At 43.8% G+C, this 25503-nt stretch carries 24 protein-coding genes; 8 read left to right on the plus strand and 16 right to left on the minus strand.

What is annotated here, in order from left to right:
- Position 1 precedes the first annotated feature (1 nt).
- The 7 genes from AYY17_RS07615 to AYY17_RS07645 all read right to left on the minus strand — a co-directional run bounded on the left by AYY17_RS07615 (position 2) and on the right by AYY17_RS07645 (position 6104).
- Positions 2-532 (minus strand): fimbrial protein, encoded by a 531-nt coding sequence (locus AYY17_RS07615; protein ID WP_082981323.1) that lies wholly within the window; start codon positions 530-532, stop codon positions 2-4.
- Positions 532-1065 (minus strand): fimbrial protein, encoded by a 534-nt coding sequence (locus AYY17_RS07620; protein ID WP_067422681.1) that lies wholly within the window; start codon positions 1063-1065, stop codon positions 532-534. The genes AYY17_RS07615 and AYY17_RS07620 overlap by 1 nt, the downstream gene beginning before the upstream one ends.
- Positions 1058-1498: a hypothetical protein gene (locus tag AYY17_RS07625; protein ID WP_156656667.1), complete on the minus strand. Its 441-nt coding sequence runs from the start codon at positions 1496-1498 to the stop codon at positions 1058-1060. The genes AYY17_RS07620 and AYY17_RS07625 overlap by 8 nt, the downstream gene beginning before the upstream one ends.
- 27 nt (positions 1499-1525) lie before the next feature.
- Entirely contained in the window at positions 1526-2263 is a 738-nt protein-coding gene (locus AYY17_RS07630) for a fimbrial biogenesis chaperone (protein WP_067422684.1), read from the minus strand.
- 72 nt (positions 2264-2335) lie between these two features.
- Positions 2336-4822 (minus strand): fimbria/pilus outer membrane usher protein, encoded by a 2487-nt coding sequence (locus AYY17_RS07635; RefSeq protein WP_067422686.1) that lies wholly within the window; start codon positions 4820-4822, stop codon positions 2336-2338.
- A gap of 73 nt (positions 4823-4895) precedes the next feature.
- Positions 4896-5477, minus strand: a complete 582-nt coding sequence (locus AYY17_RS07640; RefSeq protein WP_067422688.1) for a fimbrial protein — start codon at positions 5475-5477, stop codon at positions 4896-4898.
- Between the two features lie 72 nt (positions 5478-5549).
- Positions 5550-6104, minus strand: coding sequence for a fimbrial protein (locus AYY17_RS07645; protein WP_067422690.1), 555 nt, complete (start codon positions 6102-6104; stop codon positions 5550-5552).
- Positions 6105-7065: 961 nt separating this feature from the next.
- Here AYY17_RS07645 and AYY17_RS07650 point away from each other — a divergent pair.
- Positions 7066-7407: a DUF5713 family protein gene (locus AYY17_RS07650; RefSeq protein ID WP_067422692.1), complete on the plus strand. Its 342-nt coding sequence runs from the start codon at positions 7066-7068 to the stop codon at positions 7405-7407.
- A 48-nt stretch (positions 7408-7455) separates the two neighbouring features.
- Here AYY17_RS07650 and AYY17_RS07655 read toward each other — a convergent pair whose 3' ends face one another.
- The gene (locus AYY17_RS07655; protein WP_067422694.1) at positions 7456-8373 is read right to left on the minus strand and encodes a DMT family transporter; all 918 of its coding nucleotides are present in this window, start codon (positions 8371-8373) and stop codon (positions 7456-7458) included.
- Between the two features lie 220 nt (positions 8374-8593).
- Between AYY17_RS07655 and AYY17_RS07660 the strand changes: the two genes are divergently transcribed.
- The 7 genes from AYY17_RS07660 (at position 8594) to fba (ending at position 16609) form a co-directional block, all read left to right on the plus strand.
- Entirely contained in the window at positions 8594-10807 is a 2214-nt protein-coding gene (locus AYY17_RS07660) for a TonB-dependent siderophore receptor (protein WP_067422697.1), read from the plus strand.
- 10 nt (positions 10808-10817) lie between these two features.
- Positions 10818-11918 (plus strand): ABC transporter substrate-binding protein, encoded by a 1101-nt coding sequence (locus AYY17_RS07665; RefSeq protein WP_067422700.1) that lies wholly within the window; start codon positions 10818-10820, stop codon positions 11916-11918.
- Positions 11919-12332: 414 nt separating this feature from the next.
- Positions 12333-12782, plus strand: coding sequence for a PTS sugar transporter subunit IIA (locus tag AYY17_RS07670; protein ID WP_067422702.1), 450 nt, complete (start codon positions 12333-12335; stop codon positions 12780-12782).
- Positions 12779-13060 carry a PTS sugar transporter subunit IIB gene (locus AYY17_RS07675; protein WP_067366226.1) on the plus strand — a complete coding sequence of 94 codons (282 nt, stop codon included), beginning with the start codon at positions 12779-12781 and terminating at the stop codon, positions 13058-13060. Before AYY17_RS07670 ends, AYY17_RS07675 begins: the two co-directional genes overlap by 4 nt.
- 112 nt (positions 13061-13172) lie before the next feature.
- The gene (locus tag AYY17_RS07680; RefSeq protein WP_067406725.1) at positions 13173-14567 is read left to right on the plus strand and encodes a PTS ascorbate transporter subunit IIC; all 1395 of its coding nucleotides are present in this window, start codon (positions 13173-13175) and stop codon (positions 14565-14567) included.
- 157 nt (positions 14568-14724) lie between these two features.
- The gene (locus AYY17_RS07685; protein ID WP_067422704.1) at positions 14725-15690 is read left to right on the plus strand and encodes a carbohydrate kinase family protein; all 966 of its coding nucleotides are present in this window, start codon (positions 14725-14727) and stop codon (positions 15688-15690) included.
- Between the two features lie 55 nt (positions 15691-15745).
- On the plus strand, positions 15746-16609 hold the full coding sequence (gene fba / locus AYY17_RS07690; RefSeq protein WP_067422706.1) for a class II fructose-1,6-bisphosphate aldolase: 864 nt from the start codon (positions 15746-15748) through the stop codon (positions 16607-16609).
- A gap of 30 nt (positions 16610-16639) precedes the next feature.
- Here fba and AYY17_RS07695 read toward each other — a convergent pair whose 3' ends face one another.
- The 8 genes from AYY17_RS07695 to AYY17_RS07730 all read right to left on the minus strand — a co-directional run bounded on the left by AYY17_RS07695 (position 16640) and on the right by AYY17_RS07730 (position 24062).
- A complete protein-coding gene (locus tag AYY17_RS07695) occupies positions 16640-17542 on the minus strand; it encodes a LysR family transcriptional regulator ArgP (protein ID WP_067406717.1) in 903 nt (300 codons plus the stop codon).
- Positions 17543-17643: 101 nt separating this feature from the next.
- The gene (locus AYY17_RS07700) at positions 17644-18507 is read right to left on the minus strand and encodes an MrpH family fimbial adhesin (RefSeq protein WP_067422708.1); all 864 of its coding nucleotides are present in this window, start codon (positions 18505-18507) and stop codon (positions 17644-17646) included.
- A 7-nt stretch (positions 18508-18514) separates the two neighbouring features.
- Positions 18515-19063, minus strand: a complete 549-nt coding sequence (locus AYY17_RS07705) for a fimbrial protein (protein ID WP_082981324.1) — start codon at positions 19061-19063, stop codon at positions 18515-18517.
- The gene (locus AYY17_RS07710) at positions 19063-19551 is read right to left on the minus strand and encodes a fimbrial protein (protein WP_067422710.1); all 489 of its coding nucleotides are present in this window, start codon (positions 19549-19551) and stop codon (positions 19063-19065) included. The genes AYY17_RS07705 and AYY17_RS07710 overlap by 1 nt, the downstream gene beginning before the upstream one ends.
- A 9-nt stretch (positions 19552-19560) precedes the next feature.
- Positions 19561-20052, minus strand: coding sequence for a fimbrial protein (locus tag AYY17_RS07715; RefSeq protein WP_067422712.1), 492 nt, complete (start codon positions 20050-20052; stop codon positions 19561-19563).
- Positions 20053-20081: 29 nt separating this feature from the next.
- On the minus strand, positions 20082-20816 hold the full coding sequence (locus tag AYY17_RS07720) for a fimbrial biogenesis chaperone (protein ID WP_067422714.1): 735 nt from the start codon (positions 20814-20816) through the stop codon (positions 20082-20084).
- Between the two features lie 60 nt (positions 20817-20876).
- Positions 20877-23369, minus strand: coding sequence for a fimbria/pilus outer membrane usher protein (locus AYY17_RS07725; RefSeq protein WP_235845327.1), 2493 nt, complete (start codon positions 23367-23369; stop codon positions 20877-20879).
- A gap of 108 nt (positions 23370-23477) precedes the next feature.
- The gene (locus AYY17_RS07730) at positions 23478-24062 is read right to left on the minus strand and encodes a fimbrial protein (RefSeq protein WP_067422718.1); all 585 of its coding nucleotides are present in this window, start codon (positions 24060-24062) and stop codon (positions 23478-23480) included.
- Between the last annotated feature and the right edge of the window lie 1441 nt (positions 24063-25503).

The raw sequence follows: 25503 nt of genomic DNA on the forward strand, positions 1-25503 counted from the left end.
GTTAATCATAAACAATCTGTACTGTCATTGAGGCGGTGAATTTTCCCGGGGCCAATTTTTCCGGGGGGATGGTGCTGACTAAATCTGCCTGTAAATCAATTCGATATTCGGTATCATTAACTTTTTCTGGTGTAATACGTTTTGACTGACCAACTTCCAGCGATTTAACTGTGCCTCCGGTGATATCATTAAAATTAATGCCCAGGTTGCTGATACTGGTTTCCAGTACAGGCTTTCCATTGTAATCAATTGATTTTCCGGTATTTGGTGTCAAAACAATAGCCATGTTTTTTCTGAAATCACAGTTTGACAGATATAATGGAAACTCCCGGAATACTGTGGATTTATTAACCACATCAATATTTTGTGAACCAAAACTAATGTTTAATGGTGTACTGTTATTGTTACTGCGGATATCACAGGCGGGTGCCATCATTTCAGCAGTGACATTAATCACTACATCAGCATAGCTGTTTGATATCCATAATATGGATAACAGAATGAGGTTTTTTATTATTCTGATAATATTCATTATTCATACTCCACAGCAAAGGTAACTGTGCCTGTGAAATCACCGATGCTGGCGTCACCGGTCGGGGGTTTATGAACAATCACACCAAAATTCAGTCGTTGCTGATTTTCAATTTCAGATACGGTTCCCACTTTCATGGGTTTATTCCAACTTACCGGGTTATTATCTTTGTCACGGATCCCAAGATAAACACCACTGCTTCCCTGTGTGGGAAATACTTTTTCATTTCCGATATCAATGACTTGAGTGTTTTTCCAGGTAAGTTTGATACTTTTTTGTAGATCAGTTGTGCTGCATTTATCAATAGCGATAAAAAAAGGCGTAGCGTAACTGGTGCCTTGCTCATTAATTGTCCGCCAATGCAGGTTTTCTAACTTAATTTCTTTATTGACGGATTCCTGAGATACTTTGCATGCTGTACTCAGTAATTCACCGCTAAATTCAATAACCAATTCTCCGGCACTGAATGCGGATGGAGAAAATAAACCGGAAAACAGAGAGATCAGCCCTGCGGTATATAAACATTTATTCATAGCGGATCTCCACTCGTGATGAAGTATTATGCTTTATTTTTCCGTTTTGTTTCAAAATGTTGTCACCATTCCCCAGTCGTACAGAGTGCCAATCGGAGTATTGTTTATATTTTGCATCATAGAAACGGACAGATACGGGGTTATCTGCCATAACATGTTGCAAGTTCATATTGCGAAAGTCAGAACCTGCACCACATCCGGTTAGTAGCGGCCATGCCGCGTCTTTAATTTGTAAATTACAGGGAGCGTTAAAGATAGCTGCATTAACAATGATATCTCCCCGGAGGACATCATCGGTCACGATTTCTGGTATGGCACTAAGTTTCAGGGTAACAGAGGCGGCCGCAGTGTCATTATGCCAGGCCGATAAGCCTATGATGACCATGATCCCCCATAATGTGTTGGATTTCATTACTGTTGCCTCTTTGCTCATTCTGCTGTTCTGACATCAGGTTCAGAGTTATTTCTCACCGGTTGCCGTGCAGGTATCTCCTTTACAGCTGAACTCAATTGTCGGTTTGCCGCCGTAGTCATTGATATAGGTTATATGAGGTGTACTGAGCATAGCGGACGCTATATCCTGAGTAGATTTCGGCGCAATCATGATCGTTGAAAACTGACTGCTTTCTGATAATTTTTTGTCATTACCAATACCTATTACGGTCAGGTGGAATGGTGTTACGTTATTTAAACGGTATCCGGTGGCTGTTTTAGTCAGGGTGATTTTTTGTGCCCATTTGGTTTCAGCTTCCGGCACAATAGCAGCAGGACGGTAGAATAATTTAACCCGTGATTGTAGGGCAATTTGTAATGTATTGCTGTCAGTGGCACGTGGCGGAATCTCACGTACGTTAAAATAAAAAACGGATTCTTTGTCCTGAGGTAACGAATTGAGCAGCGGAGTGGTACTCAGGCGGATAAGCGCATTTGTTTTCGGCTCCATCCGTTGCAGCGGAGGTGTGGCAATAATTGCACCCTGAGTTAATTTATGTCCCTGCATATCTTCAATCCATGTCTGAGCCAAATAGGCCTCTGACGGGTTATCGTTAGTAATTGTAATGTTGACTGATTTTTCAGTACCGGGAAAAATAACCCGTGTCCGATCCAGCGTGACGGCACTGTACGCAGTGGTTGACGCCAGTGTGGCAACTGATATAAGTGCCGTTAATACACTCTTACGCAGATAAAAATTCAACATAACATACCTCATAAAAACACATTAAATATAATGTCTGTGTGCAAACAGGGGCATCATGACCTCTGTACCAATTTAACCGGAGCATGGCAGCAATAGCATTCCGGTGGATAAACTCATATCCTCCGGCAATGTTACCTCACATTGTTTTTTATCACTCCAGTGAACAGATAATATTTCTTTTGGAGATACGCCGACAATCCATGTTACGCCATTTTCACCCACGATCCCCAATTCACGGTTATCGGCATTACGTACACTGGCACCAAGCGGTGGTTTACTACCGTCGGCCAGTGACAGCACTGCAAACAGTTTTTCACCTATCATTACCTGCATACGGCGATAACCTATAGCGCCTTTTGTCAGGGTGATATCCGTAGTCGTTTCCAGTGTTTCCATGTTGTCCGGCAGTTGGCTGGTATTGATCGATGCTGTGGATTTACGATAACTGCTGATATCCGGAAGTACTGCAAGCCCGAAATAGTTTGTTTTGGTGATACCATTTTCCAGTGGTACACCATCGGCATTAGGTGTTTCAATCATCAGACGGGTATCGCCGTTAGCATTACGGTGTAATGCCACACCATGCAGTGTTGCCGTCATCCCTCCACTGACAGAACCACCATAGCTGTGATATTGCCCCGGCACATAACTGGCATTAGCAGATAATACCGCCTGTGATAAGTTGCGGGAGTAATAACCGCTGAAGTTTGACTGGCTATCCCGGTCCTGACCATGGGTATAACCGGTATTCAGATTATAGCTGCTCTGATCATCATATCCGCTGTAACCAACATTATGGCTGTATTGCGTTCTGCCGTTTGATCGGTTGGCATACTCGGAGAATGTCAGGCTGTGTCCGGAGTACAACGGAATGGAGAGATATACGTTAACAGCATCATCTTTATAGCCGTTCTGGCGCTCTGTCCGTGAGGCGGAAAGCGACAGGTTCACATTCTGTTGTGACAGTGCCGGAATGTTAAAATTGGTACTGGCGTAGATACCATATTGGGTCTGTGGTTTATCCGTCCAATAGGTACTGTATTGATAATTAACTGAAATATTAAAATCATCAAAATGTTTGTTCAGATAAACCTGGTAATTTTCTTTTTGGGCGCGACCGATGTCGCTGATACGCTCACTGTCCATAAATTGTGTCAGACTGCGGTAGTCCCGGTCAGCAAAGCGATAGCCGGCAAAGGTAATATCTGTGCGGATATTCTCAAAGGATTTTGAATAATTTACCCGGTATGAACGACCCTGTAACGATTTTTCAGATTGGCGGGCGATAGACTGGGTGATATCTACAGATAATGCACCAAAGGCAAATAAATCACGACCAATACCTATCGCAGCAGATTGATAATCTTTACTGATTTGAGCACCACCGTACAGTGACCAGGCATTAGTCAGACCATAAGAGAGTTCACCTGCAGCAACCGGGCTGCCCGCTAAATCATGTGCGTTATAACGTGTTTTACCTGCCGCTAATTTATAAATAAGGCGACCCGGGCGGGTCAGGTAAGGCAGTGACGCAGTGTTAATACTGAATTTTCTTTCTTCACCATTTTCTTCGCGGACAGTGACATCCAGCACGCCACGGATCCCGCTATCCAGAGTCTGGATACGAAATGGTCCGGGCGGAACAGAGGTTTCTGTAATCACGCGATCCTGACTGCGGACAGTAACGGTTGCGTTGGTATTTGCGACACCAATAATTTCAGGTGCGTATCCGACCAGCTTTGGCGGGAGCATTCTGTCATCACTTTCCAGCGAGATACCGGTGTATTGCCAGGCATCGAAGACATCAGAATAGAAGTAATTTTCGCCGACCGTCAGGATGGATGCGATGGTTTTTAATGATGTGAATGCATATAACCGACTAAAATCAAAATTACTGTCTTCCCGGCTAAATTGATTACCGCTATTTTTCTGATAATTAGCGCTGTAGTCTCCGCGTAACCGCCAGACACCCAGGTTAACACCGGCAATACCGTTTGCAGATGCATAGGTTTGCTTTAGTCCGTCTGATTGGCTTGTCACATTGGCGTTGAGGTTATAATCAATAAATGCACCGTTTATACCCTCTTCCCAGAGTGCCGGAGGGGTCCAGTCCGGATCGCTGTACTCGAGCCATGCCTGCGGGATATTTAGTTTTAAGGAGAGTGTCGGAAGATCTACTTTTGTTTGTACACCGCTGAGTGCAGAGAAATCCAGGCATTTTCCATCATGAGAAAGTGTGATTTTTTCTTTTGATTCAGGAGTCAGGCCTAACAAGTCTGATGTATCGGCAGGAATACAAACAGAAGAGCCCTCAGATGCTGCTTTCTGCGGATAAACGGTGACATCACGCGGAGCACCCATGCGCTGCCCGTTAGTAAATAATGTCAGAATATAATCACCGGGCGGAACATAACCGGCAACAGAAAATTGACTGAGATCCACATTCTGAAGGTCCTCTGCATCCAGGATATCAGTATTGAATTCAGACGCATAGACGGCTCCTGAGAACAAGCTGAATGCCAATGAAATGTGATATTTTGAATTGATGCGTCTGGACATAATTCCTTTACCACCCGAATACGGCTGGAGTCATAGTTCCGGAAATGATCACCCGGTATTGATTCCCATTTTATTATTTATAATCAATAGAGAATCGGATTAAGCCCTGATAACTTCCGGCTTGTATCGGTAGCCCGGTCAGTTCTGGCTTAAGAAAATAACGCAAAAAAAGCGAGTTACCTGACTTATCCGTTAGCAGCATATTATTATGTAACGGGTAGTTCGTTCCGGGTGTCAGTAGCTTCATAGCGTTATCATGAAGGGATACACCCAGTCCCCGTGACGGGCCTTGCAACTCAAATGAGTCTGTATTCTCAGCCCTGATTCCGTCGAAGCGGATTATCCACGTTTTACTATCAACAGAAGAAAAACGGCTGCTACAACCTTGTAACTCAATTTCAAATGGTTGGCGATATTTATCCCGGTTTACGGATTCAGAAAGCAGTGACAATGTTAACGGAGTAATATTGACAGACTGATACCGGTTTTTCATCACAATTGTGCAGGGAGATGAAATAACACTCCCGGTCAGGCGGGTAGTTCCTGTCTTTTGCCTGAATGTATCCTCCGTATTTTTTGCATAGCCGGCAGAAGACACACATCCCAGTGTTATCATCATTGTCACATAGCAGATTGAACGTTGATAGATGCTCACAACTATTCTCCTGCTATTTATATTAAAGTCCGCCAGTAGTATACCGGCGGTTTTTTCAAAGCGAACTACAGATTATTGATAGCTGATACGGAAGTTAGTAATAGCACTGAACTGACCTTCTGCTACAGCCTGGTTAGCAGTAACTGCTTTTGCCAGAGCTTTGAATGACAGTGTATTATCACCTTTCTTATTAACCATTTGGGATATTATGCTTTTTGCTTCTTCAAATTTGAAGCCATCAATGGCAATACCCAGGTTGTTGGTGTTACCTGTAGAGGTTGCTAACAACGTATTAGTTCCATCCGTGTAGTTCTGACCGGTAAAAGTCAGCTCCATGGTTTTAATTGCAACAGGTGCCCCCGGAGTTGAACCTGTACCAGTTGTGTTTAAATCACAATTAGTCAGTTCAATATCGAAACCCACTTCAGCACTGTTACCTGCTTCTAATGATTTACGGGATAACTGACCAAAGGTAATTTCCTGGTTCAGTGATTTGTTCGCAATGTTACAAGGAGAATCAACAACGTTTCCGGTAAATTTAATGGTACCGGTGTTTTCTGCCAGGACACCGAATGAAGCAACAGATGCAGTGAAAGCAGTGATTAATACTAATTTTGAAAATTTCATGATGTATCCTTTTGAGGCGGAATTAGGTTAAATAAAATATCGGTTAGTTAGTGTTAATTACTTCTCTCTTTTGCTACTTTTACTTCATTACAGACAGAATTATAATTTTATGTATTACATATATGTAACATTGATTTAATTATGTAGCAGTGCATTATCATTTTAAATGACACGAATGTAGAGGCTGTAATATCACTAAATATATTCATAAAAATAATTTAAGTTTCTTATCTCATTAAATTAATATTCAATGGAGAAAAGCAAAGGTGTTATTCATCAGGATGTACTGGTAACTAATTGTTTTTTCGGTTTATTTAAATTTATTAATAATCAAATTAAGACTATCTATACAAGTTTTAATTCTATGTTAATTACATGCGTTTATATTAAAAAATAATATTTTTATAAAAAATGATATTTATCAAAAATATAGTATATTGCTATACAAAAAGATGTATTTATTTTATTTTTCTTAAATATTTAATGTTTAATTCATGAGGGAAATTAATTGTGTTGCGAGTAGTATAATCTACTAATTGCGCTTATCAAGTTAATATTTTACTTATTGAGGTGTTTTTTTACGTTTTTTTACTTAAGTGCATTATTATCTCTCTTGTTATATCGGTTATTGCGGTATAATAAACTGATAATGTGCTCAATATAGTTTCATCAGGTTGTTTTTTTATTAATAATAATCATTAGTGCAGAGTTTTTTTTGTTATTTTGATGCCAAGTAAAATCTAAAAATGAGTACAATACTGATCCATTCGTAATTTCTTGTTTTTTAAGTAATTAAATTTACCCGTCGAGTTTTAAACAAATTGAGATTAGGTGTATATACGTATTAATTAACTGTATGCCACTATCCGGGCAAAAACAGCATTCCCTGCGGGCGGTTTTTCTGCTAAATATCATTCGGATATCTATTATTTCGAACTCAGCTGATAACAAGGACACCGCAATGCCCGTAACTAACCCAGCTATTCTGAATGCCAAACTCTTACATGATATGTACAACGACAGCTACTTTCCGGATCACCTGGTAAAGCGGGGGGAGGATATTTTGCTGCGTTTGTGCGAAACCCTGGAAAGTAACCCGCCGGCGGATTTGGCGGCACTGTATGTACTGACTGAGCGGGCAACAGAAGAATTTAATGATTTACAGGAGGCATTTGGTGAGGCGGGAAGCGAGATTGAAACCGTTGCCCGTGAGTCTATTGGTAATTCTTTTTATATTATTGCCTGTGCCTATGGTTTTGAAGACGCCGATCCGGAGGAATTGATCACGGAACGGGACTGGTAGGCCGATAAAAAATAAGAGACGGATGCCGGCGGAAAGCCGGCACCCGATTTATTTTACCGCCGCTGCATTGTCAGCGGTTTTTTGTTTTTTCCCCTGACTGACCAGCAGCCAGACGGCAGCACTGACAATTAATGCGCCGAAGAAAAAATTCGGACTGAGTGTTTCATCAAGCACCAGATATCCCCACAGGATACCGAATGGCGGGATCATAAATGTCACAGTTAGTGAGCGCATCGGACCAATGTCGGCAATCAACCGGAAATAGAGAATATACGCAATCGCGGTACACAGCAGTCCGACGGCAATGACACTGCCCCAGACCATCGGCTGCGCCCAATTAATATCCGGTCCGGTTGTGACGGAAAAACCAAAAAACGGCAGAAGGAAAAGTGTGGCCCCCAACTGACTGCCGAATGCGACCAGTTTGGCATCCAGCCCGCCTTTGTCATTTATCCAGCGGCGTGTCAGGAAACCGGCGAATCCGTAACAGGCAGTTGCAGTCAGACACGCGAGAACCCCCCACAGTAAATAGGCAGAGGCCTGACTTTCACCTACCGTGGTGATGACGACTATGCCAATCAAACCCAGTAACACACCCAACCATTTTCGCAGAGTCAGGGTTTCTGAAAAGAAAGCAAAACCAATTAATGCGCCCATCAGCGGTGTGGTGGCATTGAGGATCGCTGAGTAACCGGCGGGCAGCCATTGCGCCGCCAGGCAATACATAAAGAAAGGAATACCTGAGTTAATTACGCCCAGCAATAATATCGATTTAAGTTTTCCGTCAAACCGGAGTGCCCGGCGCATGACCAGCAGGATCACGGCAAGACCGGCACAGCCGAAAAACACGCGCAGAAATGCCGTATTGACGGCACCTAACTGCGGTGCTGCCACCCGCATAAAAAGAAAACTGGCGCCCCAGATTGCCGCCAACAGTGTGAGTCTCAGATAGTCCGCCGCCCGCATGGGGGTCTCCTTATTTTATGATGATTACGCGCCTGTGCTCAGGCGGGATAGGCCGCAGGGATCCGGGATACCCAACTGCACAATAATACACTTTGCATAAATACAGCAGATAAATCATTAGAGAGAATATTTCTTCTTGTGATAATCATTCTCAGTCAATATTATTTACCATCCAAATGATGCCTTATTGATCCTCACTTATTCTCACAGGAATTATGACATGCGTATTCGTTCGTTTTGGCTGCTCACGCCCTGCCTGACTGTTCTCACGCCTCCTCCGCTGCTGGCGGCACAATCACCGGATGCTGATGAGCCGATTGTGGTATCTGCCACGCGGGGTTACCGGACGGTTGCAGAAATGGCACAGACCACCTGGGTTATTGATAATGCGGATATTGCACAACAGGCGGAAGGCGGCAAAGAGCTGAAAGATATTCTGGCGCAACTGATCCCGGGGATGAGTGTCAGCGGGCAGGGGCGGACGAATTACGGCATGAATATGCGCGGGCGCTCAATGATTGTGATGGTGGACGGTGTTCGGCTGAATTCATCACGCAGTGACAGCCGCCAGCTCGATTCTATTGATCCGTTCAATATCAATCATATTGAAGTGATCTCCGGCGCAACCTCTCTGTATGGCGGCGGCAGCAGCGGCGGCCTGATCAATATCGTGACTAAAAAAGGGCAGGCAGAAAAGCAGGTTGAAGTGCAGATTGGCGGCAAAAGTGGTTTTCATAATGGTTCTGATCATGATGAAAATGTGGCGGCAGCCGTCAGTGGCGGAAATGAACAGGTGACCGGACGGATGTCGGTTGCGTATCAGCGCTATGGCGGCTGGTATGACGGCAAAGGCAATGAAGTGCTGATTGATAACACACAGACCGGACTTCAGTATTCTGACCGTCTGGATGTGATGGGCTCCGGGACACTGAACATTGATGAAAACCAGAAACTGGAGCTGATGGCGCAATATTACAACAGTGAATCAGACGGTAAACACGGGATTGACCTTGGCAAAGATTTCTCTGCTGTGCTCGGCAAAGGAGCCGCCCGTAACAGTGATAAGCTGGATTCAGACCGGGTTCCCGGCACCAAACGTCATCTGGTGAATCTGCAATACAGTAATCAGGATGTGCTCGGACAGGATTTGGTCGCACAGGTTTATTACCGCGACGAAACACAGACGTTTTATCCTTTCCCGGCGCTCGGCGGTAAAAAACCGGATTATGTGGTGAGCAGCATTAGTGCATCGGAGCAGAAAACTGATTTTTACGGCAGCAAAATCACCTTTAATAGTAAGCCTCTCGATAATCTGACACTGACTTATGGCGCAGATGCCGAGCATGAAAAATTCAGTGCTAATCAGAAGTTTTTCAATCTGGAAAAAGCAAAAGAGAGTAACGGGCTGACGCTGGATTCGGCGTATAACACCGGGCGCTATCCGGGTTATACCACAACGAATATGGCGGCTTTCCTGCAAAGCAGCTATGACATTAATCCGTGGGTGACGCTGAGCGGCGGTATGCGTTATCAGTACACTAAAAACAAAGTGGATGATTTTGTCGGCTATCAGCAGCAGCAATTGATCGCGGAAGGAAAAGCCACTTCTGCGGATGCAATTGCGGGCGGAGAAACGGATTACAACAACCTGTTATTTAATGCCGGTGTTCTGGTGAATATCACCGATACACAGCAAACCTGGTTTAATTTCTCACAAGGCTTTGAAATTCCGGATATTGCCAAGTTTTATGGCACCGGTACGTATGGCAGTTCAGTTAACGGACATTATCCGCTGCTCAATAGTGTGAATATTAATGATACGCGGGTTAAAGGCATTAAAGTTAACTCATTTGAACTGGGCTGGCGTTATACCGGTGACAGTCTGCAAAGTCAGTTAGCGGCCTATTATTCACTGTCTGACAGCAGCTATGATATCAATAAGAAAGACATGACTATCTTCCTGAAAGACGACAAACGCCGGATTTATGGTGTGGAAGGTGCGGTGGATTATTTTATTGCGGATACTGACTGGCGGGTGGGCTCAAACTTCAATCTGATCAAATCTGAGACAAAGTCGGGTGAACAATGGCAGAAATGGAGTGTAAAATTCGCCAGCCCGTCAAAAGTAACCGCCTATGTCGGATGGGAGCCGGATGACTGGACATTGCGTCTGCAAAGCCAGCAGTCATTCAACCTGACGGATGCGGACGGACAAAAACTGGATGGGTATAACACCGTTGATTTCCTTGGCAGTTATCTGTTACCGGTCGGTAAAGTCAGCTTTGCTGTCGAAAATCTGCTGGATAAAGATTACACCACGGTCTGGGGACAACGCGCACCGATCCTCTACAGCCCGGCATACGGCGCTCCGGAGCTTTACAGCTACAAAGGGCGTGGCCGGACATTTGCACTTAATTATCAGGTAACATTCTGAGACTCTTTCTATGCGTATATTGTTGTTGGTTGTAACCCTGGTCCTGAGCGTAGCAGCACAGGCTCAGACCCGGATCATTACCGATCTGCAGGGCCGCCCTGTCGCAGTTAATACACCGGTAAAACGGCTGTTTCTGGCGGATGCCCGCGATATTCTGGCGGTGGATATTGCCGCCGGAAAGAATCACCTCTCTTCTCTCAGCGGATGGAGTGATACGCTGGCGCATTATGCGCCGGATCTGGAAGCCGCGTATCTGGATGTGATGCCGGAACTGGCACGTTTACCGGTTCTGCCTAAGAGTAAAGACGGTACATTTGTGGTGGAAAATCTGCTGGCACTCTCGCCGGATGCGGTGCTGATGCATAAATCGTCCTACGGGCTGATGAAAAGCTCAAATCTGCTGCCGCAACTGGAAGCCGCCGGGATCCCTGTGATTTTTATTGATTTTCGCAGTGATATGACAGAAAACACGCCGAAGAGTATTCAGATCCTCGGGGAGTTATTTGACACACAGGACAGGGCTGATGCATTCACGGAATATTATCAGCTGAAACTGGCCGCGTTACGCAAACGGCTGCCGGAGCAGGCCGCCTCTGTATTGATTGAAAGCAACGCCGGGTTATTCGGTAATGAGTGCTGCAAGCTGTACGGGCGCACCGGTTTCGGTGAGTTAGCGGCACTGGCGGGCGGAAACAACCTGGTCAGCGGCTCAATACCGGCAAACGGCGCGGAAAGCAGCGTTGAGAATATCCTGCATCTCAACCCGCAGTTTTATGTGCTGACCGGTGCTGACTGGAAACAATATAACCGGCGTTCAGAAGCGGTGAGCCTCGGCTATGGCGCACCGTCTGAGCCGGCGCGCAAAGAGATGAACGCGCTGATGAACCGGCAGGGTCTTGCGTCACTGGAAGCAGTAAAATCACAGCGGGTGATGGCGGTTTACCATAATTTTTATAACAGCCCGCTGAACATCTTTGCTGCGGAGGCACTTGCGGCATTTTTCCATCCGCAGGCATTCAGTGATCTGAATCCGCAGGCCGAAATGATCTCATTTCATCAGCGGTTTACGGCAATCAGTGGTGCCGGGACATTTTGGGTGACCGCGCAGTAATTTGTTCCTTCATCAAGGTATATTATGCATAAGGACAACCTATCCGGTTGTCCTTATTTTTTTGTTATTTTTCTTCACCGGTTAATATTCCGGCAATTCTGTCCTCTGATTTGATCCTCCTCTCAATCTCATCATTCAGTAGCTATATAAACGTGATGAATAACTCATTTTTATAAGCGTAAATATGAGTCACGCCACATATTCCGGCATAAAAGTAAAAACAAACGAAATCACTGAAAAAAATAACACAATGAATTTATTACATTATATTTTGCTTTAAACGATAAAGCGCTATTTCAGGCAAACGAGATCACTATCACATTTTTAAAACGGGAATGTGATCTGCATCGCTACTTATTTACACATATTTAGGCCATCTTTAAAAATAAGAAAATTCACATCAGGAGCACGGTTTTGGAGATTTATTTCGACAGTGAGCTGTTATCCCTGAATCAGCATTTTACCTCCCCGGAGGAGGGCATTCGTTACGCCGGAGGGTTGTTATATCAGGCCGGAGCCTGTAACCATGATTATATTGAGGAGATGATCCGCGTTTATCATGAATTTGGTCCGGTTATTGTTCTGGATACCGGTGTTGCGATGCCACACGCCAGACCGGAAAAAGGTGCGTTAAAAACCGCATTTTCTGTTGTGGTAACAGGAACGCCGCTGGTGTTTCATCATGAAGAATTTGATCCGGTTAATGTCATTATTGCGATTACTGCAACGGACCCGGATACCCATATTCATCTGATTCAGACAGTAGCCTGCCTTATTGAAAATAATATTACTGAATTTGTAAAAGAGAATAATGAAGAACAGATTTTACATTTCATCCGGGCGTCGATAGAGAGGACAGTATGATTAAAATAAGAACCGTATGTGGCAATGGTATCGGCAGTTCATTAATGGCAGCTAATAATGTAAAAAAGATTTGTGAGGAGATGGGGATTAAAGCCGATGTTGCATCTGTTGATTTTGCTAATGCCGTTGGCGAAAGAGCAGATTTATATGTCACAATTAAAGAACTGGCCTCGCAATTTCCTGCTCACTGTCAGGTTGCGGTGATCCGCAGTTATGTTCATAAAGCAAAAATTGCAGAAGATATTAAAGAGGCTTTACTTAAACTGAGTCAGTCCTGATACCCCTTTATTTCTTCAGGTTGCAGGCTCTTCACTGGCGGTACTCAGCCCGCCTTTTACCTGCATCCTGAATGATATCGGGTATATTCATTTCTTTTACAGGAATTAAAATATGACTTATATTCTCTCATTCCTGACTGAGATATTCAGTCAGCCGGCTTTTCTCATGGGTATTATTTCCCTGGTGGGATTGCTGGCATTACGATCACCGGTCAATAAATTATTAACCGGGACATTAAAACCTATTCTGGGTTATTTAATGTTAAGTGCGGGTGCCGGTGTTATTGTGGCAAACCTGAATCCGCTTGGTGGTATTATTGAAGCCGGATTTAATATCCGTGGTGTTATTCCGAATAATGAAGCAATAGTTTCTGTTGCCCAGAAAATACTGGGTGTGGAAACTATGAGTATTTTATTGCTCGGTTTTATTTTTAACCTCGCAATTGCACGACTGACCAAATATAAATATATCTTTTTAACCGGTCACCACTCTTTCTTTTTAGCCTGTTTATTTTCTGCGGTATTACAGGCGGCAAGTTTTAAAGGCTGGGAAATGGTGCTTATCGGTGGTTTCCTGCTGGGGTCATGGTCAGCTATCTCTCCGGCTATCGGGCAGCGTTATACCAAACGCGTGACAGAGGACGGCGGCATTGCTATGGGGCACTTCGGGTCACTCGGCTATTACCTGTCGGCGTGGATTGCGGGCAAAGTCGGTAAAGCGGAAGACTCATTTGCCGATACTGAAATCTCAGAAAAATGGGGCTTCCTGCGTGATACCACAGTCACTACCGGTATTGTTATGGTCGTTATCTATCTGGTGTGCAGCATTGTGGCAGGTTCGGGCTATATCAGCACCATCACTGAACAAAACATGGTTATCTTCTCCATTATTACCGGTCTGCAATTTGCGGTCGGGGTGGCGATTGTCTACAGCGGTGTCCGCTTAATTCTTGGTGATTTGGTGCCGGCATTCCAGGGTATCAGCCAAAAATTAATCCCGAATTCTATTCCGGCGGTTGACTGTGCGGTCTTCTTTACCTTCAGCCCGACGGCTGTGGTTATTGGTTTTATCAGCTCCTTTATCGGCGGGCTTGTGGGCATGCTGATGCTCGGCGGGCTGGGTATGGCGCTGATTATCCCGGGCATGGTGCCGCATTTCTTCTGTGGTGGTACATCCGGTGTTTTCGCTGACAAACTGGGCGGGAAAAAAGGCTGTATTATTGCATCCTTCATCGGTGGTATTTTCCTCGCATTCTTACCGGCAATGTTATTACCGGCACTGGGTAATCTCGGTTTTGAAAATAGTACATTCGCAGACTTTGACTTCGCCGTCTGGGGTATTGTTATCGGAGAGGCATTTACGCACTTCGGACAAATTGCAATTTACCTGATTTGCTTTGTTTTACTGCTGGCGTTATTAATCCCGTTTGCCTTTAAATCGGTCAAAGTGGTTGGTGATACTCTCAGTTATGAAGAGTTAATCGAAAAAGACCGTGCACATAAATAAATATATACCCAACGTCATTCAAGATGCAGGCAGGCGGCAAGGGAAAACAGATGGGGAGCATACATCAGTATGTGACCCGGCTGGTTGAGTGCGGCCAACGAACCTGCGGTTTGAATGAATAAGGATATATGCTGACGAAATGTTTTAAGGAGTTATCATGGCAGTAATTTCTGTCGGTTTATCCTGCTTCGACCAGTTCTTTTTTATTAATCACTGGCCGCAAGAGAATACCAAAAATTTTTCCGGGGATTTTATTGAAAGCGGAGGCGGCCCGTGTGCAAATGCCGCCTGGTTATTAGGGTTGTGGGGAGAGGATATTTATTATACCGGACACCTCAATAACGACATTTATGGTCAGAAAATTATTAATGAGTTTCATGATGTGGGGGTAAATACGGATTATGTCATTTTTAATGATGAAATGGTCACTCCGCTTGCATCAGTATTAGTAAATCAATTAAATGGATCACGGACAATTATCACGCGGAAATTACCATTACCACCCCGCATGACATTTGAAGAAAAGCATAAAATTGATGAGTTAATTAATAAACTGACACAAAAGGATAAAGGGGAAGTGACCACAATATTAATTGATGGTCATGAACCTGAGTTAAGCGAATATATTATTCAGCGGCTACCGCAAGCCCGTATTGTGATGGATGCGGGATCACTGAGAGAAAGTAATTTAAATCTGGCTAAATATACAGATTACCTGGTTGCCAGTGAGAATTTTGCCCGTGATCTGATTGAAATTGATCAATTCACAACTGACAACCAGTTAAAAACAGCATTAACTGAGTTGAATAAGCTCGCACGTGGGCAGGCATTTATTACCCTGGGAGAAAAAGGATGCGCTTATTTACAAAATGGCATGCTGACAATATCACCGGCGTTTGTCTGCAATGCTATTGATACCACCGGTGCCGGTGATATTTTTCACGGTGCCTTTACGTATGGTGTTCATTATAACTGGCATATAGAAAATATTATCTTATTTGCCAGTTTATCTGCCGCTATTTCTATTGAGAAAAAAGGGGTGCGCGAATCAATGCCTGATTTGGCTGATGTCCATAATGCTGTTAATAAATATGAAAGAAACCTGAAAAATTATTTTGATTAATTTCTGAGTTATATACCCAACGTCATACGGGTATATGCCAACAAGGGGAATACCAATGCTAGTTTCGATGCAGAATATGCTTAATCGTGCTTTCGCACATCAGTATGCCGTCGGTCAGTTTAATATTAATAATATGGAGTGGACGGGAGCGGTATTAAACGTCGCTCAGACATTACGTTCACCGGTTATTTTAGGTGTTTCCGGCGGGACAATAAAACACATGCTCGGGCTGAAATGTATTCACGATATTGTGGTTAACGCGATGGACTATCTGGAAATTGATGTCCCGGTTGCACTTCATCTGGATCACGGCCAGTCATATGAAGCCTGTGAAGCAGCAATTAAGGCGGGGTTCAGTTCTGTGATGTTTGACGGGTCACACATGCCGTTTGCTGAAAACCTGGCAATCACCAAACGTCTGGTAACCTATGCCCACCGCCGTGGTGTTTCGGTTGAAGCCGAGTTGGGAACCATTGCGGGCAGTGAGGATGGCATTATTAATTCCCATGTGATTTATGCCGATCCGCAGGAGTGTCAGACGCTGGTGGAAGAAACCGGTGTGGATTGCCTGGCCGCTGCGCTCGGTTCGACTCACGGGCTGTATAAAGGTAAGGCAAAACTGGGTTTTGCTGAAATGCAGCATATCGCACAATTGGTGAGTGTTCCGCTGGTATTACACGGCGGTACAGGAATTTGTGATGAGGATATGAAGAGAGCTATTTCACTGGGTACAGCAAAAATCAATGTGAATACTGAAAATATGTATGCCTGGTGCCTGGCAGTAAAAGAGCAGTTCGACCAACAGGGTGCGCATGATATTAATGATCCGCGCAAAGTGATTATGAAGGGATTAAAGCCGGTTGCTGAGAGAGTGGAAGAACGGATGCGTCTGTTCGGCTCTGCGGGTCAGGCTATTTAATTGATTGTTTATTCTGATAATGACCGCCATTCAGGCGGTCACCGGAGACTGGGTCAGGTAATTTTTCGCATTTTCAATAATTGCCTGTGAGATACGCTGTAATGTGGCGGATTCCGGCTGATAACGATGCCAGTAAAGTTGTTTCTGCTGAACCAGTTCCGGGACAAGATTAACCATCCGGCCTGATTCAAGCTCATGTTTAATCTGATGTTCTGCAATCATACAGCAGGCTGAGTTTTGTAATATCAGCTGAATATAGGCTTCTGATGAAGGCACTATGTGGCTGTTCAGGCTGCCGGGGGTTAACCGGAAGTATTCCTGAAGAAAAATATGGTGCATATCAGATGAGTGATTGAACGAGATAACCGGCGCACGCAGCAATGCCTCTTTGGTGACACCGTTTTTAAAGTGTTTCTCTGCAAATGCCGGGCTTGAAACAAAAATATAATCCATCGCGCCCAGATAATCACAGGTTCCGCCGACCGCAGGCAGCGGCTGCATACTGATCGCCCCGACCGCTTCACCTTTCAGCAGATAGTCGAGTGTACGGCTTTCATCATCCACTTTTATATCCAGGCGGATTGCCCGGTCATCCAGAATCGGTTTTATTGCGCCCAGAAACCAGGTTGCCAGGGAGTCGGCGTTAATAGAAATGGGAATGGTCACTACATGGTTGCCGCTTTCATTATCGAATGCATCATGCTCAATTAAATCAACATGATATAAAAGTCCGAGTAATTTCTGACCCAGCTCTGTTGGTTTCGGCGGCACTGTTCGTGTCAGGAGCAAAGAGCCGACCTGGTTTTCCAGCTGTTTCACGCGCTGAGAGACTGCAGACTGGGTAATAAACAGTTTTGCCGATGCTTTTTCAAATCCCTGCTCTTTGATAATAAGATCAAGCAATCTCAGTGATTTATAATCTACATTTTTCATGGCGGCTCAGCGGTAGTGGTGAAAAGTAGCGCTATTCTACACGAAAAGGCGGGCGGGAGGAAAAGCGCCGGCAGAGAGTGCTGCCGGCGTGTAACTGAGTATCAGTCGATAGTCATGATAATCGAAATCATACCACTGAATGCCCCCGGAGCGACGGTTCCGGTTGTTTCCAGTGTACTTTTCAGTTCGGCTTCTGTCGGGTAATCACCTCTGACATACATAGGTACGCCACCATGCGATGCGTTCAGCGGGTAGTTATTCAGTGTCAGCCGGCTATACAGATTTTGTTTGAGTTTCAGTCGGCTATCTGAATCAGAAACAGAGTACACCCGGACAACCGCATCTTTACTGCATTTTATGGTCAGGTATTGCGAGGCGACATTACCATTAATCATATCGTCCTGAATACGGCCGTGATCTAAGAAGATGTTCGGGTTGCCGACATCAAAACTGCATATCCCGCCGGGCGGAGGGGAGACACCACAAATGGCACCGGGGAACATATAGCCTCCGCCTTCCTTGGATTTGGAGGTCAGAAAAAGGGTGACACATTCATTACGGATAGTATCGCCGACATGGTTTGTATTGCTTGAGTAAGGTAATCCGCCAAAGCAGTTGTTATAAATATAGTCATAGACATCACGTGCATCCGGCAGAATAGCTAAGTTTCCCTGACAGCGACTATTAAAATTACTATCGTTACGTGATGTTATCCCGCCTTTATTGGCATTTGTATGGCGATGGTTAATATTGGCATAGCAGGTTTTAGAAAGCCCGGCCTGAAGGCATGGGTTTGGTGTACCGCGCGCAGGCGGGCTCCAGGCTGCAATGGTATAGAAGTAATCAATATTTGTAGGTTTCCCTTCCGACCGGGTGATATAGCTGTAAATTTCTGCCTGTGCGGAGGAGAGGGTGAATAAAAAAAGTACAGACAGTACACTCAGATAACGGATAATATTTTTCATACCGGCCTCAGAAGTAGTCGATAGTCAGGAACGCAGTGGCATTAAATGCACCGTACTTAATTGTTTTATCGGCCAGTGCTTTGGGGGCGACTTTTAAAAAGGCGATAAACCGGATTTTATTCTCGCCGTTACCGGCAATATTAATGGCATCAGAGAATTGATTCAGCGGGATAACGGATGCCGATTCTGTTTTGATACCGATAGCAAAGCCGCCGGCATCACTGGAAGCATCAAGCGCAAGATATTCTTTCAGCTCTGCTGCGGTCGCGCCGGTAAATTTAATTTTAAAACGGTTCATGTCACTGATATCACACTCAGATAAAACCAGCGAAAATGATTTACTGACTTCATTTCCGTCATAAAGGTCAGGCAGTGAAACATCACTGAAATCAACCAGTAACTCTTTATTTTCAGGTAATAATGTACAGGGGTCATTATATAATTCGCCGGTGACCCGCAGATTATCTGCCGCATTGACGGCAGGGATAAAACCGGCGGAGAAAGTGATCGCGGTACTCATTATCAACGTACAGAGTGCAGACGGGCGAAATATCATCAGAAATACTCCATAGTCACAGTACCGGTTCCGTTAAAGTTGCCGGGCGACAGCGCTCCGTTCGGATTTTTTGTCAATACCACTGTCAGTGTCAGATGACGGCTGTTAACCAACTGTGCTTTACCTAAATCCAGTTTTGTTCCTGCTAACTCAATATTAAATGCCAGGTTGCTTTGGTTGGTTTTAATCAGCTTATTATTGAACTGGGCGCGCGGGCCATCTACGGTCAGATAGTATTTGAAATCAGTGCCTTCCTGCTCACAGACAAAGGGGATATCCACATCTCTGCGGGCATCTGCTTTTTCCAGAGATTTTATCTGTATACGCTGAAAATCAATCAGTATCTCTTCATCGTTATTGACCTTGCAGGGCGGCGGCGGTACCAGCTTTCCGATGATCCGGATATCAACAGCGCTTCGGACAACATTTGCAGTATGACCGGGGGTTGCTGCACAAATCAGGAGCAGTGTGGTTACAAAAAATCGCATGACAGCTCCTTATTCATACTCAATATGGATAGTGGCATTTGCATTAAAATCCCCGGACGGAAGTTTGACACCGGATTTTTTTGCCAGAATAACCCGGATCTCCGGCTGTGCCTGAGACTGAATATTTATACTTTTACCCAGTTCCATGAGTGTGTTATCAGCCTGAAATTTTACAGCCAGGTCACCCACGCTGGTGGAAAGGAAGCGCGCATCAAGGGAAGACGGCGTACCGCTTATGTACATTTTTATCCCGCGCGGGCGGTTATCCTGACATTCAATACGGTAATCCAGTTTTTCACTGTAATTATCATTTTCTATGTGAGTGGTAATGACATCTTTAAAATCCACCAGGATATTTTTTCCCTGATTAATTTTGCAGGGGGCAGAATTAATTTCGCCTCTTACATACACATCAAGGTAGGTATAGGACACGCCGGATACCGTCAGCGGCAGGCACAAAAGTGCTGCGCATCCTGCGCGGGTTAAACATGACTGGATCACCGGCGAACCTCCTTTTATTACTTAGCTGGTTATTTATTTTCAGTCTGTACGGAACAGGTATTTCCGTTACAACTGAATTTCAGCGGCTTGGTATCACCATAGTCATTCACATAGTAAGCGGTTGGCGTATTACCCAGCGCCGGGGCACTGAATGTTGCGGAGGATTTTGGCGCCACCATTATCGGGCTGAATTTCACTTCTTTCCCGCCGCTGGCTTCCATGCGTGTGACTGAAAGATGGAAAGCGGTTGTATTATCAATGGTATATTGCCCGCCGTTCTGCGTCATACGGATACCCTGAGCACCCTCAATAGTCTCCATTCTGTCCTGTACCTGAATCGCTTTCGGGCGGTAGAACAGTTTGATTTTGGTCTGAAGTGCAATTTGCAGAACATTACTTTTTTCAACTGCCGGCGGTATCTCACGGATATTCAGGTAAAATACAGACTCACGATCAGCCGGTAATGACGCGGCTTCCGGTGATAACTGAACCTTTATCTGACTTTTGCTGTTGGCTTCTATCCGCTGAACCGGCGGGGTGACAAAGACAGGAGACGTGATTTTCTGGCCTGCGCTGTTTTCAATCCATGATTGAGCCAGGTATGGCTTACTGAGATGCTCATTTGTCACGGTCAGCGGTACCGATTTATCACCTTCATTATAAATTACGCGGGTTCTGTCCAGTGCGATTGCAGCATTGGCCGCCAGTGGGGTTAAAACCAGTGTCGCCAGTGCGGCACAGAATAATGTTGTTACTTTTTGCATGTATCGTTCCTTACGGAGTCATCTGTCAATTCGGGTATGTACAATGTCTGTGCCGCTTTATTATTTCAGGCAGGGCAACAGCATATTAAATTTAAAATTATCAGCCAGTGTCGCCGGAATGTGGAGCGAGCATTGTGTTTTTCCATTCCAGGCAACACTCAGATTTTGGCCCGGTTGAATACCTGTCAGGTAAGCCGCGCCATTATCCGCAATAATTCCGATCTCCACATTTTTATCATTCAGAACGGATGCACCGAATGGCGGATGAGAATTATCACTCATAGCAATAATACTCATAATTTTATAGCCTTCTACAATATTAAATTTACGATAGCCGATAGCACCGGATGTCAATGTTGCTGCCTGAACGGATGTCAGGGCTTCTGCATTGTCCGGCAGTTCATCAAGTTCCAGAGATAACTGACTGCGCGAATAGGCAGTTGCTGTCGGGATAACCGCTTTTCCGAAATGATTGGAATGCACTGCTTTTCCGGTACCGCGTACAGAGATATCAGCCGCACCATTGGTATCGATAAGAATACGCGGTGCCATGGTATTTCCGTTGCGGTGGAATGCCGCACCCTCTTTAGTCAGCGTCATGCCACCGCGCGACTGACCTGATAATGTAACAATATCATCCTGCACATAAGTACCGCTCAGTGAAAGGTAGTTATTCCCCCCTTCATTACTGTAAAAACCGGCAACATTAGCATGATTATCACCTTCCCCGACGGAAAGAGAATAGCTGCTGGCATTATCAATATCGGTATAATAGTTAATGTTGTTACTGTGTGCTTTTTTATTATAGCTGCCGCTATAGCTGACCATACCTTTGTGGTCATCAAGCGGAACAGACAAACTGGCGTAAATACCATTATCTTTGGATTTGTCAGATTCTGTCCGGTACGCTGACATGCTGACACTGAGGTTGCGTTTATCCGCCCAGTCAAAACTGCGTGACAGTGTCAGACTGTAGTTATTGATGCTTGGCTTATTCCAGAATGTCTGATGGCTGTAGTTCAGATAGGCGTTCATGCGTAAAGACGGAAACACCTTATTAAAGATGATGTTATACATCTCTTTATTGTTGTCGGTATTATCACCCCGGTAGCGTTGTTCGACAAACTGGTTCATTGTCATGTAATTGCGCTCGGAGAAGCGATAACCGGCAAATGTCAGCTGACTGTTGATGGCATCGAATTCTTTTGAATACGTAATACTGTAAGATGAGCCGTTCTTATTTTGTTTATCCGCAAGGTTATCCAGCTGCGCCCGTGAATAGGATACTTTCACGGAAAATACCCCGAATGGTGCGATATCACGCCCGATCCCTGCTGATATATTCTGATAGTCAGCCGCCGCCAGCACACCACCGAATAATGTGGTGTTGTTGTTCATCCCCCAGGAGAAACTGCCGACCCCAAAGTCGGGACCTTCCGTTTTATGGTTATCTGCCATCGGTTTCCCGGCGGCCAGTTTAAACAGGAACTGACCGGGGCGTGTTAATGTCGCCAGGCGGGATGTTTCAATAGTGAAATGCTGTTCACTGCCATCTTGTTCTTTAATGGTGACATTCAGAATACCATCACCGATATAGTTCATATCACGGATACGGAAAGGTCCTTTACTGACCTGCTCCTGGTACACGATACGTTCGCCCTGGCGGATAATAACGGTCGCATTGGTTCGCGCAACGCCGGCTACTTCCGGCGCATATCCCCGTAAAAGCGGCGGAAACATATTTTCATCTGTTTCCAGGCTCAGGCCAAGGTAGCGGAAGCTTTCAAACAGTTCGGAGGTAAGATATTGCTCCCCCATCATCAGGCGGGCACTGATTGAACGCAGAGCGCGATAGCCGTATACCTGGTTCCACTGCCAGCGTTTTGTACTGTCGGGCTGGTCGCCTCCGGTTCCCTGCCACTCAGCACGGACACGCCAGGCTCCGAGGTTTACGCCGACATCACCATAACCGACGACCTCTTTCTTATCGTTTTTTCCGTGATCCTGCTCTTTTTGATATTTGCTGTAGGTTGCGGTGGCATTATAGTCAAAAATAAAACCGGCAATACCGTCATCCCAGCGGGCAGGCGGATCCCAGGCCGGATCGTTGTACTCCATATAGGCCTGGGGAATATTAATATTCAGTTTATTTCCGGGAATATCCCCGGATGTCTGCATCTCAGGAATAGCACGGATATCCAGGCACTGTAAGTTATCCTGAGTCAGCCAGTTTGCTTTATTCTTCCACTCTTCTTTCAGTGCAAGCTGTTTGAATAATTCAGGCGTAATACAAGGAAGTGTTATTTCCTGATCATCTTCAGGCGTGTAGAAAAGTATGTTTTCTTCACTGTCAATAATATGGTTGTTTAATTTTATAGCTAAAGGGTAAGTGCCGGGCATAACATAATGAGCACGACTAAACTTAGAAAAATCTATTTCCTGGCTCTCTGCATCAAGAAAAGAGGTATTGAAATTAACCGCCTCTTCTGCAAATGCATTGTTTATCTGAAAGGATACAATGATTGAAGCAGCAAGTATTTTTATTGTAGTCATGAGCTTCATAAATAACGCGAGCCACCATTGTTTTATTTATTAATGCAGTGACTGAAGCAATCCTTGCAACCACTGCATGTATTCAATTTTTAATCAGTAACAGTCCTGTTATTGATAGAAAATCTGGAAGTTAACCGGAGTATCGAAACGACCTGTTGTTGCCTGTTCACCGGCAACTGCAGACTGATTACCTTTCACATAAGCTGCGAAATTCAGCGGAGTTATCTGATCTTTACCACCGTTAAGCGAATATTTTTCAGCAGGGAAACGTGAACCCAGCTCAATTGCTTTACCGCCGCTGTCAGTCAGTGCGATACCGGCATTTTGAATAGAACCCAGACCAACATATTTAGAGGTTGCAGTACCGTCTTTCAGTTCGATAGTTGGCGCTGTAAATTGAATTTGAGCTGTTTTATATGTTGTGGTGTCACAGTTTTTCAGTTCAATACTGAAATTTTTACTGTCAGTACGGTAAGTACCGGCAGTTAATTCATTACGGCTGATTTCACCGAAATCAACTGTCTGGTCCAGGAATTTACTATCAATAGAGCAAGGTACATTATTAATGTAACCTTTAAAATGAACTGTACCCAGACCACTTTTTACTTCTGGTACAGCATCTTCAGCCTGAGCAAAGCCGACAGTAAATAAAGACCCCAGAACAACTGAGAGTAATACTTTTTGGATTTTCATGTTATTTCCTTTATCGGAGTATTTGTCGTAGTTAACAAACTAAAAAGACTATTTTTATGTATAACAGAAGCAATGAAATAGAGGTCCCACGACAGGTAATATACCGTGGATATTAATGTGATTAATATATGAGTAATGAATTTCAAATGCTTAAACATATTATGTTACTTGTTTTATAGAGTGTCAATTTGGTGCGGATAGATGTGTTTTTTCTATATTACATTAACATTCAATGTTAAGTTTTGAGTGAGTAATTATAAATAGAATTATATCATTGATATGAGCATAATTAGTTCATGGTGTGAATTTATGATTAAGGTATAAATACTAATCCGTCTTATTATCATATTGCATACATATCAACAAACATGAAATTTTTAATATTTTTGAATTAATTTTAGTTGCAATATTGGGTTTTTAATCTGGTTTTGTTAGCAATAAATGCGTGTAAATAGATTTAAATACTATTTTTATTGCCCGGCCAACTATAATAATGTAGTTAATTGACTGGTTTTTATGCTTACCGATATAAGTGAAATTGATTACTTAAGATAGTAATTTGTGTCATCAATTATACTATACAGATTTTCTTATGACTGGTTGGTGGAATATAAGGTGATAGTCATTCTTCTGTCATAAATATTAAGGAAAAACACAGTGATAATAAAAATCCATTAATATTAACATTAACAATTTTTTTACTTATATTATGTGTTATCGGATGTGTGCATTAACTCAAAAATGGATGAGCAATGGTGTTTTATTGTATGTGACTCAGCGTATTTTTTTTTTATTTTGGTGGGAGCGATTTTTTGGTGAGAAGAGCAATTGTACACAAATGAAACATAAAATACACAAATTAACTCATTATTTTAACATAAATAAGGCATTTTTTGCCGGACTATGGGTTGAACAACCATAATCTGAAATACTATCCGCCGGGACTCACGCTACTGACATAGCCTCCTTTTGTCTGATTTTATGTTTCCGGAGGGAGGAATGCTCAATATTGTGAGCTGCATCTATATTTACATCATAATGTGATCTGAATCTGATTTATTTATCCTGTCGGTATCCGGTCTGTCTTTCAGTAAACAGTTTAATATTCTGACCTAACGTTGGTAATAAGGTGTAACCCCATACTATGGCAGGGTTCTGCTGAATAAATCCAGCAGTAAAGTTCTATTTCCATGATTATATAAAACCATTAATAATGTGACTTTATGGAGAGATAATTAAAAAAACAGGGTCAGGCTCACATTATGGATTTATTTGACTATTTTTATGATTATTTGAACCAAAACAAACATCACTTATCGAATAATATTTTTCACAAAAACACATCAATTTATATCATCATGAAAAATAACGTTATTTTAATTAATTATTATCCCGAAATAAGTGAGAAAATCAAAGTTAATCAATAAATATTTATTTATTT

It is taken from the genome of Morganella psychrotolerans (assembly GCF_001676055.1).
GTDB classification, from domain to species: domain Bacteria; phylum Pseudomonadota; class Gammaproteobacteria; order Enterobacterales; family Enterobacteriaceae; genus Morganella; species Morganella psychrotolerans_B.

Coding starts and splice junctions, on each gene's coding strand:
- AYY17_RS07615 (WP_082981323.1), bottom strand. CDS start 532: ATGAATATTATCAGAATAATAAAAAACCTCATTCTGTTATCCATATTA.
- AYY17_RS07620 (WP_067422681.1), bottom strand. CDS start 1,065: ATGAATAAATGTTTATATACCGCAGGGCTGATCTCTCTGTTTTCCGGT.
- AYY17_RS07625 (WP_156656667.1), bottom strand. CDS start 1,498: ATGAGCAAAGAGGCAACAGTAATGAAATCCAACACATTATGGGGGATC.
- AYY17_RS07630 (WP_067422684.1), bottom strand. CDS start 2,263: ATGTTGAATTTTTATCTGCGTAAGAGTGTATTAACGGCACTTATATCA.
- AYY17_RS07635 (WP_067422686.1), bottom strand. CDS start 4,822: ATGTCCAGACGCATCAATTCAAAATATCACATTTCATTGGCATTCAGC.
- AYY17_RS07645 (WP_067422690.1), bottom strand. CDS start 6,104: ATGAAATTTTCAAAATTAGTATTAATCACTGCTTTCACTGCATCTGTT.
- AYY17_RS07650 (WP_067422692.1), top strand. CDS start 7,066: ATGCCCGTAACTAACCCAGCTATTCTGAATGCCAAACTCTTACATGAT.
- AYY17_RS07655 (WP_067422694.1), bottom strand. CDS start 8,373: ATGCGGGCGGCGGACTATCTGAGACTCACACTGTTGGCGGCAATCTGG.
- AYY17_RS07660 (WP_067422697.1), top strand. CDS start 8,594: ATGCGTATTCGTTCGTTTTGGCTGCTCACGCCCTGCCTGACTGTTCTC.
- AYY17_RS07665 (WP_067422700.1), top strand. CDS start 10,818: ATGCGTATATTGTTGTTGGTTGTAACCCTGGTCCTGAGCGTAGCAGCA.
- AYY17_RS07675 (WP_067366226.1), top strand. CDS start 12,779: ATGATTAAAATAAGAACCGTATGTGGCAATGGTATCGGCAGTTCATTA.
- AYY17_RS07680 (WP_067406725.1), top strand. CDS start 13,173: ATGACTTATATTCTCTCATTCCTGACTGAGATATTCAGTCAGCCGGCT.
- AYY17_RS07685 (WP_067422704.1), top strand. CDS start 14,725: ATGGCAGTAATTTCTGTCGGTTTATCCTGCTTCGACCAGTTCTTTTTT.
- fba (WP_067422706.1), top strand. CDS start 15,746: ATGCTAGTTTCGATGCAGAATATGCTTAATCGTGCTTTCGCACATCAG.
- AYY17_RS07695 (WP_067406717.1), bottom strand. CDS start 17,542: ATGAAAAATGTAGATTATAAATCACTGAGATTGCTTGATCTTATTATC.
- AYY17_RS07700 (WP_067422708.1), bottom strand. CDS start 18,507: ATGAAAAATATTATCCGTTATCTGAGTGTACTGTCTGTACTTTTTTTA.
- AYY17_RS07705 (WP_082981324.1), bottom strand. CDS start 19,063: ATGATATTTCGCCCGTCTGCACTCTGTACGTTGATAATGAGTACCGCG.
- AYY17_RS07710 (WP_067422710.1), bottom strand. CDS start 19,551: ATGCGATTTTTTGTAACCACACTGCTCCTGATTTGTGCAGCAACCCCC.
- AYY17_RS07720 (WP_067422714.1), bottom strand. CDS start 20,816: ATGCAAAAAGTAACAACATTATTCTGTGCCGCACTGGCGACACTGGTT.
- AYY17_RS07725 (WP_235845327.1), bottom strand. CDS start 23,369: ATGACTACAATAAAAATACTTGCTGCTTCAATCATTGTATCCTTTCAG.
- AYY17_RS07730 (WP_067422718.1), bottom strand. CDS start 24,062: ATGAAAATCCAAAAAGTATTACTCTCAGTTGTTCTGGGGTCTTTATTT.